This window comes from Acetatifactor sp. (assembly GCF_982438285.1).
This window is the reverse complement of the sequence record NZ_CEWDFQ010000364.1, coordinates 1-2,953: the sequence shown is the minus strand read 5'-3', so window position 1 is coordinate 2,953 and position 2,953 is coordinate 1. Positions and strand designations below refer to the sequence as shown.

The following is a 2,953-nucleotide window of genomic DNA, read 5'->3' as shown; positions in this document are numbered from 1 at the left end:
GCCGGGAGATTTCCAGTATTATCATTATTCAAAACTTTGCACAGCTGAAAGCACTGTTTAAGGATACTTGGGAAACAATTCCCGGCAACTGTGATACGTTCATTTATCTTGGTGGCAATGAGCAGAGCACTCATAAATATGTTTCGGAGCTTTTGGGAAAAAGCACGATTGATAAGAAGTCAAGCGGGGAGACCAGAGGCAGACAAGACAGCTCCAGCCGTAATTACGATGTGCTGGGAAGGGAGCTGTTTACACCGGATGAGGTGCGAAAGCTGGATAACAGGAAATGTCTTATCTTTATCCGGGGATTTGATCCTATCATGGATCATAAGTATATTCCATTCGGGCATCCTGCATTTTCACAGACCGCAGACGGAAAAGGAAAGCCTTATGTCCATGCTCCCTCCGGTCAGGGAAATGCAAAAGAACAGCTATACAAGATACTGTCACCCAAAGCATTAGCCCATTACGAGGGCTTAAAGGAAAAAGGGGAAAATGTTTATATAGATACCCTTTCCTATGAGGAGTTTGGTGTGCTGACAGAGCTTGATATGAAAAAGCGGTTTTTAAGCCTTGACGAAAAGCAGCAGAGAGAGAAGCTTTACCGGGAGCAGGAAAATGAGCTTAAATATGCGCCGGAGACGGAAGATGCCGGGGAAACAGGGACAGATGCGAAGTCCTCCGGTTCTGGCGGGTCTGGAATATCAAGGCGTAAGATTGTGGGGGAAGATACCCTTATGAACCGTATGGCACAGTGGCAGTATTCCAAAGAGCAGAAAGAGGAGCTTCACAAAATGATGGCTCTCGGCATGACAAAGGCAGAAATTCTGGCGGTATTTTACCCGGAAACCGATATGGCGAAAATGAGGGAAATCAGACGGACTTATCGGGCGGTAAAAAATAAAGCTGCGGAGTAATGTTTTGCCTTATGAAAATGACCCCATGAAAATATGTGCTGTAAATTCACAATGAAATATATTGAATAATTTGCAGTAAATGCGTATAATATAATTACCACAAAGTAATGCAGATGATTATGGAAAAAGAAGGGATCGATATGCCGAATATTAAACCTATTTCAGATTTGAGGAATTATACAGCAGTCATAAATGAGGTCACATATGGCAACAGAGTTTATTTAACCCGTAACGGACATGGACAGTGTGCTATCATAGATATGAAAGAATTAGATGAGCTTGACAAACAGAAAGCCCTTTTTCAGCTAATGAGCAAATTGAATGAGGCGGAAATCTCCATCCGTGAGGAAGGAACGGTATCTGCTGACGAGCTGGAAGCAGAATTGGGGGTATAGGGTTGAAAAAACTTGAATATTCACAAGTTGTAAGACGCAAGCTGAAAGTATTGAGGGTGCGGCTGACAGACGAATTTGGTTCGGAGGCGGCAGGAAAAGCATTGAAGCGGATTACAGATGCAGCAAGAGGGCTTGAAGATTTTGCAGAAAAAGGAGTTGCTGTATCTTCGATGTATGATATTGACTGTGATTACAGATACCTTTATGTAGGACATAATTACTTGTTTTACAGAATAGAGGAGAACAGGATTATTATCGTTGAGATGTTCGATGACAGAGAAGACTTTATGTATAAACTGTTTGGTATCAGCTCAATATCGCAGGAGTCCCTTGACTATTGGGATGATTAACAAGAAATGAAAATAAAATAGCGGGAAAGAAAACAACATCAGGCTGGTTAAGGTCTGGTGTTTTTTTGTGCCTTTCAGGAGGTGGTTAAAGCACAAACGCACCGGGGAAAGCCCGGTTTACCATTTTTGCGGGAATATCCCGTTTATATAGATAAAGGACGGAAAGAGCCAGTATTAGGACGTATGTTTTCCAGTTACGAAGGAGTTTCAAGAGAAGCTGTATGATGCCCTTATGGACTGTTACCGAATGGAAAAGGAGAAGGCCACGAAGCAAGGAATGGAGCAGACGGTTTCCCAAAGTTTGACAAAGGCAGAGGGCAGACAGCATGCGGGTGATCTGCCTTTTCGTTAAAAGTGAAGAATAAAGAACAGGAAAAAGGGGTATGCAGGCCATACCCCTTTGAACAGAAGGGAGACCAAAATGAAACAATACCAGAATATGGAATTGACGAAAGACCAGATCATACAGGAGCTGATTACACTTTTAAATCAGAACCAGCAGAGGGAAGCAGCAAACAATGTATATGAAATGGCAGACCTGATAGATGTGGTGGAAAAGAGATTGGAGCTTGTGACAGAAGAGCTTGTAAATGTACGGAAGCAGCTTGAAAAAATGGAGCAGGAGAAAAGGGACAAAACCTTAAAGGCCACTATCTGCAAAACTGTGGATAACTTAGAGCGGCAATGCCACAGGATGAAAGAGCAGCTGCTTGAAATCAAGGCGGATGTGAAGGAAAAGGCTTCTGAAATCGTGGCAGAGGCAAAAGCAAAAGGAAAAACTGCACTTTATAAGGTTGCGGAGTTTGTGGGGATTAAGGAAAAGTTGCAGAATATCCGACATAATATACAACAATCCATTACAGAGGTAGATAGAGTTATAACAAAGATTGATGCACTTGGTACAGGCATAAGGGGAGCTTTGCAAAAGGCAGCAAATGTAGTGCGTACTTTTGGAGATAAGCCGGAAAAAGTTTATGGCGAAGAGAAATTTTCCAAAACGGAGTTGATAAAAAACATTTTACGAACAAAACGGAAATTGCTGTCAGGGACATTAAACTGTGTGGATGTGGCAGCCGGGAAAGTGGAAAAACTTTTTGAAGATGTACACAAGTATCAGAACGACAAAATTGGACGAAATGTAGGGTATGCCACAGCAGAAGAGATCGCTGAATTGTCACCAATTTCTGGAGTTGAAGGGCAGAAATTTTTGTTTAACTCCGAGGCTTTTGAAGCGCAGCAGCAGAAAGTGAACGATGCGATGATTGAAGATGTAGTAATAAAAGACACACTT

Annotated in this window: 4 protein-coding genes; all 4 read left to right on the top strand. The window is 42.2% G+C overall.

Going from position 1 to position 2,953, the window contains the following annotated elements; genetic code table 11:
* Positions 1-917 (top strand): type IV secretory system conjugative DNA transfer family protein (locus tag AC1WIP_RS13930; RefSeq protein WP_481142392.1); only part of this gene is annotated, 917 nt, incomplete at its 5' end.
* Positions 918-1,036: 119 nt separating this feature from the next.
* Positions 1,037-1,312 carry a type II toxin-antitoxin system Phd/YefM family antitoxin gene (locus AC1WIP_RS13925; protein ID WP_330628663.1) on the top strand — a complete coding sequence of 92 codons (276 nt, stop codon included), beginning with the start codon at positions 1,037-1,039 and terminating at the stop codon, positions 1,310-1,312.
* A 2-nt stretch (positions 1,313-1,314) separates the two neighbouring features.
* Entirely contained in the window at positions 1,315-1,662 is a 348-nt protein-coding gene (locus AC1WIP_RS13920; RefSeq protein ID WP_481142391.1) for a type II toxin-antitoxin system RelE/ParE family toxin, read from the top strand.
* Positions 1,663-2,083: 421 nt separating this feature from the next.
* On the top strand, positions 2,084-2,953 hold an 870-nt coding region (locus AC1WIP_RS13915), incomplete at its 3' end, for a DUF6674 family protein (RefSeq protein ID WP_481142390.1).